General features: G+C 71.9%; 5 protein-coding genes. All 5 read right to left on the minus strand.

From position 1 onward, the window contains the following. Window positions 1-133: 133 nt before the first annotated feature. A complete protein-coding gene (locus VKG64_14490; protein HKB26250.1) occupies window positions 134-1,231 on the minus strand; it encodes a PrpF domain-containing protein in 1,098 nt (365 codons plus the stop codon). Then, entirely contained in the window at window positions 1,228-3,147 is a 1,920-nt protein-coding gene (locus tag VKG64_14495; GenBank protein ID HKB26251.1) for an aconitate hydratase, read from the minus strand. Before VKG64_14495 ends, VKG64_14490 begins: the two co-directional genes overlap by 4 nt. Then, the gene (locus VKG64_14500) at window positions 3,140-4,276 is read right to left on the minus strand and encodes a citrate/2-methylcitrate synthase (protein HKB26252.1); all 1,137 of its coding nucleotides are present in this window, start codon (window positions 4,274-4,276) and stop codon (window positions 3,140-3,142) included. The genes VKG64_14495 and VKG64_14500 overlap by 8 nt, the downstream gene beginning before the upstream one ends. A gap of 122 nt (window positions 4,277-4,398) precedes the next feature. Beyond that, window positions 4,399-5,673 carry a crosslink repair DNA glycosylase YcaQ family protein gene (locus VKG64_14505; GenBank protein ID HKB26253.1) on the minus strand — a complete coding sequence of 425 codons (1,275 nt, stop codon included), beginning with the start codon at window positions 5,671-5,673 and terminating at the stop codon, window positions 4,399-4,401. Window positions 5,674-5,683: 10 nt separating this feature from the next. After that, a partial coding sequence (locus VKG64_14510) for an LLM class flavin-dependent oxidoreductase (GenBank protein HKB26254.1) occupies window positions 5,684-6,550 on the minus strand: 867 nt, incomplete at its 5' end.

Genomic DNA, 6,550 nt, shown 5'->3' on the forward strand with positions numbered 1-6,550 from the left:
GCCCGCGTCTCCTCGCCGATCCAGAGGGCGGCGGCGTCGGTGTGATCGGGCCACGCCTCGACGATCTGGCCCTTCGCAACCCGCGCGCGGCGCCGCACGAGCTCGTCCCGCGCGGCCGTGAGGTACAGCCGGCTCACGGGACGCGGACGAACCCTTCCATGAGGCGGCGCGCCGTCCGGTAGACGGTGACGCTGTCGGCCCAGGGCCGGCCCTCGCGCGTCCCGACGCGCGCCGCGATCGGCAGCACGCCCGACGGGTGGCCGAGCCTGACGTCGCCCCGCGCCGTCCGGACGCACTCGCTGACGACGGTGCCGTCGAGGCGCGCCGCCACCGCGAGGCACATGGCCGAGGTCAGCGCGAAGGCGCGATGGCAGTTGCCCATCGAGATGACGCGGGCGACGAGGTCCACGCGATCGCCGTCGTGGACGACGCCGTCGAGCGCCGTGAACGACGCGGCCGGCGCGACGACGGCGACCTTGGGCAGCGCGGCGCTGCCGGGGATCCCCATGCGCCGCGCCGCTTCCACGCGGATCGCCTCGAGCCGGGCGGCGAGCGCGTGGTCGGCGTCGATCGCCTGGGGCGTCTCGGTGCCGGTGAGGCCCACGTCCTTGGCGCGGACGAAGACCATCGGGTTGGTCGCGTCCACGAGCGACGCGTCGAGGCCGTCCAGCGTCTCGCGCGGCGCGCCCGTCGGCAGGAGGCGGCCCGTGCCGGCGCCGCCGGGGTCGAGGAAGTCGAGCGTGATGCGGGCGCCCCGTCCCGGCACGCCCGCGAGCTCGAAATCGCCCTCGACCGCGGCCTCGCCGCCGCGCACGGGGACGTGCGCCAGGATCAGCTTCTTCGTGTTCGTGTTGTGGATGCGCACGAGCGTCTCACCCTCGACCGCGCCCACGAGGCGCTCGTCCACCGCGAAGGGGCCGACGGCCGAGGAGCAGTTGCCGCAGTTGCCCCTGTAGTCCACGACGGGGCTCGCCACGTCCACCTGGGCGAAGGTGAAGTCGACGTCGGCGCCGGGGTGCGTCGGCGGCCCGATGACGCACGCCTTCGAGAGCGACGAGATGCCGCCGCCGAGGCCGTTGAGCTGGCGACCGTAGGGATCGGGGCTGCCGAGCGCGGCGGACAGGATGCGATCGCGCTCGGGCCCGGGCCTCGGCAGGTCGCCCTCGTGGAAGACGAGGCAACGGCTCGTCCCGCCCCGCATGTAGACGGCACGGATCTTCCTCTGGCTCATGACTTGCCCTGCCGCGTGTGGGCGAGGAGGCCGCCCGCCAGGAGGATGTCGCGCTCGCGTGGCGTGAGGACGCACGACGCGGTGAAGCGGGCGCCCGAGCGCGTGTTCACCACGCTCACGCGGCCGCCCGCCGCGAGCGCGCCGCGGAGGCCCTCGAGCCTCAGGCGGTCGTCGCGCTCGATCCCGCCCCACGCCGCGGGGTCGTCGAAGGTCAACGGGACCAGGCCCCAGTTGATCAGGTTCGCCCGGTGGATGCGGGCGAATGACTTCGCGAGCACCGCGCGCACGCCGAGGTGCATGGGCGCGGTCACCGCCGTCTCGCGCGACGAGCCCTGCCCGTAGGTCTCGCCGGCCACGATGAAGGAGCGCCCCGCGGCCTTCGCGCGCGCGACGAACTCGGGATCCACGTACTTGAAGGTGAACTCGGCGATCGCCGGGATGTTGGAGCGGAAGACCAGCACGGAGGCGCCCGCCGGCGAGATGTCGTCGGTCGATACTTTGTCGCCGAGCTTGATGAGGACCGGCGCCTCGAGCGTCTCGGCGACCGGTTCACCCAGCGGAACGGATTTGATGTTCGGCCCGCGCACGACCTCGCCCTGACCGTCGGGCTGGACGAACCCCGCCGTCGAGTCCGCGAACTTCGGCGGCAGCGGGACGCGCGGCGGCGCGCCGAGCGTTCTCGGGTCGGTGATGGCGCCCGTCAGCGCCGAGGCCGCGGCCACCAGCGACGAGCAGAGGTAGACCTGGTCGTCCTTGACGCCGCTGCGCCCCGGGAAGTTGCGGTTGAAGGCGCGGAGGCTCTTGGACCCCGCGGCGGGGACGTGGCCGATCCCGGCGCACGAGCCGCACGTGGACTCCGACACGGTGGCCCCCGCCGCGAGCAGATCGGTCAGCAGCCCCTCGCGGGCCATCGTCTCGAGGATCCGGTGGCTCCCCGGGAAGAGGACGAAGGACACCGAGGGGTGCACGCGGTGGCCGCGGAGCACCTCGGTGACCGACGACATATCGTGCCACGAGCCGTTCGTGCACGAGCCCACCATCACCTGCTCGACCTGGGTCCCGGCGACCTCCTCGATGGGCACCACGCGGTCGGGCGAGCCGGGCAGCGCGACGAGCGGCGTGATCTTGGAGAGATCCAGCTCGAGCTGGTCGTCGTACTCGGCATCGTCGTCGGGCGCGGCCGGTCGCCAGTCGCCGGGGCGACCGAGCCGGGTGAGAAAGGAGCGCGTGACCTCGTCGGACGGGAAGACGCTCGTCGTCAGGCCGAGCTCGGCGCCCATGTTGGCGATGGTCATGCGCTGGGCGGCGAGCAGGCTCTTCATGCCTGGGCCCGCGTACTCGAAGATCTTCCCGGCGCCGCCGCGCACGCTGAGCCGACGCAGCAGCTCCAGGATCACGTCTTTCGCGGTGACCCAGGGCTGGAGCTCCCCCGTGAGCCACACGCGCACGATCTCGGGCATCGTGAAGAAGTACGGGCCGCCCCCCATCGCCACCGCCACGTCGAGGCTCCCCGCGCCGATCGCCAGCATGCCGGCGGCGCCGCAGAGCGGCGTGTGGCTGTCCGAGCCGAGCAGCGTCTGGCCGGGAATGGCGAACGTCTCCATGTGCACCTGGTGGCAGATGCCGTTGCCCGGCTTGGAGAAGACCGCGCCGTACTTCCGCGCGGCGGTCTGCATGTAACGGTGGTCGTCGGTGTTGCGCGAGTCGAACTGGTAGACGTTGTGGTCGATGTACGCGACGGCGCGCGCGGGGACCACGCGCGGGAGCCCCATGGCCTCGAACTGGAGCAACGACATGTTGCCGTTCGTGTCGGTGAGGAGGATCTGGTCGATCGAGAGGCCGATCTCCTCGCCCGCGACGGCCTTGCCCGCCGCGAGGTGGGACTCGATCAGCTTGCGGGTGAGGCTCCTACCCACGCTGGCTCAGCGGCGTGAACGCGCGGCGCTTCGGCCCGACGTACTCGCCGCGCGGCCGGATCAGGCGGTTGTCGTCGTGCTGCTCGATGATGTTCGCCGTCCAGCCCGCGATGCGGCTCGCGGCGATCACGGGCGTGAAGAGGTCCACGGGGATCCCGAGCGAGTAAAAGAGCGGCGCCGAGTAGAAGTCGACGTTCGGGATCAGCTTCTTCGCCGCCTGGACCCGCTCGTGGAGCTTGACCGCCATCTCGTACCACTTGAACTGGCCCGACTGGCGGCACGCGTCCTCCGCCATGCCCCGGAGGATCGCGGCGCGCGGGTCGCCCGCGACGTAGACGCGGTGGCCGAACCCCATGAGCCGCCGCTTCTCGGCGAGCGCCTTCTGGGTGAAGGCGTCCACGTTCGCGACTTCGCCGATCTCCATCAGCGTCCGCATGACGGCCTCGCCCGCGCCGCCGTGGAGCGGGCCCTTCAGCGCGCCCACGCCGCCCGCGACCGCCGAGTGCATGTCCGACTGGGTCGAGACGATCACGCGCGTCGTGAACGTCGAGGCGTTCAGCTCGTGCTCGGCGTAGAGCGTCAGGCTCGCGTCGAACGCCTTTGCGACGACCGGCGTCGGCCGCGTGCCCGTCAGCATGTAGACGAAGTTGGCGGCGTGGGAGAGGTCGGACGCGGGCCGGACCGGCTCCTGACCGCTCCGGACGCGATGGTGGGCGCAGATCGCCGTCGCGAGCTGGCTCGTGAGGCGCACGGCCTTGCGCACGTTCGCCGCGTGCGAGTTGTCGGTCCCGTCCGGGTCGCGCATCCCGAGCATCGCCACCGCGGCCTGCAGCACGCGCATCGGGTCCGTGTCCTTTGGCATGAGGCCGAAGGCCTGGACCAGCTCGCGCGGGATCTCGCGCGCCGCGACGAGCGCGACGGTGATCGTGTCGAGCTGCGCCGCGGTGGGGAGATCGCCGTACCAGAGGAGGTGGCAGACCTCCTCGAAGCTCGCCCGGCGGGCGAGGTCCTCGATGTCGTAGCCCGCGTACGCGAGGCGCCCGTTCTTCCCGTCGAGGTCGCAGAGCCGCGTCTCGGCGGCGACGACGCCCTCGAGCCCGCGAATGAGCTGGCTGCCTTCCTTGTCCATGTCGCGCCTCTCGTCGCTCGGATGCCCGGATGGTAGCAGGATTCGGGGGCGCGTGCCCTTCGACGGCCGTCTCGGCTCATCGATTGCCAACTTGGTGCCGCGGCAGATACGATGTTCAGTGCTCAGGACGCGATGATTCGCGCCAGCGGCGCGCGCAGCCGCCGCGGCGTCACGCGGCCGAGCGCCACGTCGCCGGCGCCCACGAAGGCTGCGAGCGAACCGACCGCCTCCCCGAGGCCGGCGAGTGCCTCGTCCTGATCGAGGCGGCCCCAGTCGGCCGGCGACGTCCCCGCCTCGGCGAACCACGGCTCGAAGTGCACGTGGCGGATCTCCAGCCATCGCTCGACGCGATGGGCCTTGGCGTCGAGCCGGCCGATGAGATGACTGTGATGGAGGATCGGGAGCGTGTAGTAACCGTGTACGCGCTCGGGCCCCGGGGTGTAGACCTCGATCCGGTAGTCGAACCCGAAGAGGCGCGCCACCCGGTCGCGATGCCAGAGAAGCGAATCGAAGGGCGAGAGGAGCGTCGTTCCGACCGACGGCGTGGTCGCCCGCCCGACGCGGGCCAGCGCGGGCAGGTCGCGCGTCAGCGCGAGCCAGCGGCCGCGCGTCGCCTCGACCTCGATTTCCGTGACCTCGCCTCCCTCGAGCATGGCGCGTAGCGCGGCCCGGCGCGCGCCCGGCTGGAAGCGGGGGAAGGTGAGATAGCGGCTCAGGTCGGCCTCCGTGGCGGCGCCCATGGCGTGGAGCGAGCGCTCGAGGTGCCAGCGCTGGAACTCCTCTGGCGAGACCGCCTCGAGGGCGAGCACGTCCGGCATCGCGCGCTCCAGGAGGTCGAAGCGCTTCTGGAAGTGCCGCCGTGAATGAACGGTGAGCGCGCCGGTCATCCACAAGTAGTGCAGCGCATGCTGGACAGGCCTCCAGTTCCACCATCCGGCGCGCCCACCGGACGCGCGGCGCCCGTCGAAGTCGGCATTGCCCATCGGGCCGTTGGCCTGGACGGCCGCCGTCACGCGGCTCAGCACCTTCGCGTTCCGTCGGAGCCAGTCGGACCAGCCCGTATGGCGCACGCGGTAGTCGAGCATGGCGCGCCGCCACCACGGCAGCATCGAGGTCGGCACGAGGCACGCGGCGTGCGCCCAGTATTCGAACAGCAGCCGGCGGCGATAGACGAGCCGGTCGAGCCGCGCGCGGTCGTACGGGCCGAAGCGGCTCCACACCGTCAGATAGTGGGCGCGATCGAGGACGTTGATCGAGTCGAGCTGGAGCCCGCCCACGTCCTCGACGAAGCGGCCGAGTCGCCGCGCTGTCAGCGCGGACCTGCGCGGGCGGGCGAGGTGCTGCCGCTCGAGGAAGAGCGCGGCGGCCGCGCGCAAGGGAAGCGCCGGGCGACGCATCGGGGGAGGGCTACGTGAAGCGCGCGACCACGTCCTCCGCGTACGCGTGAAGCGCGTCCCAATCGTAGGGGCCGTCGCGGAAGGCGATGTTGAGGCGGGCGCAGCCGGCGTCGCGGAAGGCGGCGACCATGTCGCGCGCCTCCTTCGGCGTGCCGCGCAGCCAGCCCGAGCGCTCGTCGCCCCGAGCGCCCCAGTGCTGACGGAAAATCTCCTCGCCGCGCGCGGCCCCCCGGGCGTCGGCGCCGAGATAGAATCCGAGGTTGACGGTGCGGAGGATCGTCTTCGGATCACGGCCTTCCTTCTCGCACCACTGGTCCAGCACCTTGCCCTTCGCGATCCACTCGTCGGGACCGATGTAGGGCGCGTTCCAGCCGTCGGCGTAGCGCGCCGCCGCGCGCAGCGTCCGCTTCTCGCCCCGGCCGCCGATCCAGATGGGCACGCGCGGCTGGAGCGGCTTCGGGTTGTTCGGCGCGTTCTCGAGCCTGAAGTGCTGGCCCTGGAAATTCGAGCGGGGCGACTCCGGATCGAAGAGCATGCGCATGACCTGCGCGTACTCCTCCAGCATGTCCTCGCGCACGCCGATGCGCGGGAACTCGTAGCCGAAGGCTTTCGCCTCGATCTCGTGCCAGCCGGCGCCGATCCCACAATCGACGCGGCCTCCGGAGAGATGGTCGATCGTGGTGAGCGACTTCGCGTGGAGCCCCGGGTTGCGGTAGGCGACGCAGTAGACGAGGGCGCCCAACCGGACGCGCCTCGTCTCCACGGCCGCGGCCGTCAGCGTCGAGATCGCCTCGAAGCAGTCGAGGTCGCCGCCGCGGGGCGGCGACTCCTGGAAGTGGTCGGAGACCGAGAACCAGTCGAAGCCGCGCTGGTCCGC

It is taken from the genome of Candidatus Methylomirabilota bacterium (assembly GCA_035260325.1).
Classification (GTDB): domain Bacteria; phylum Methylomirabilota; class Methylomirabilia; order Rokubacteriales; family CSP1-6; genus AR19.

Excerpts from the sequence above, each read along its gene's own strand:
- VKG64_14490 (HKB26250.1), bottom strand. The coding sequence starts at position 1,231 with ATGAGCCAGAGGAAGATCCGTGCCGTCTACATGCGGGGCGGGACGAGC.
- VKG64_14500 (HKB26252.1), bottom strand. The coding sequence starts at position 4,276 with ATGGACAAGGAAGGCAGCCAGCTCATTCGCGGGCTCGAGGGCGTCGTC.
- VKG64_14505 (HKB26253.1), bottom strand. The coding sequence starts at position 5,673 with ATGCGTCGCCCGGCGCTTCCCTTGCGCGCGGCCGCCGCGCTCTTCCTC.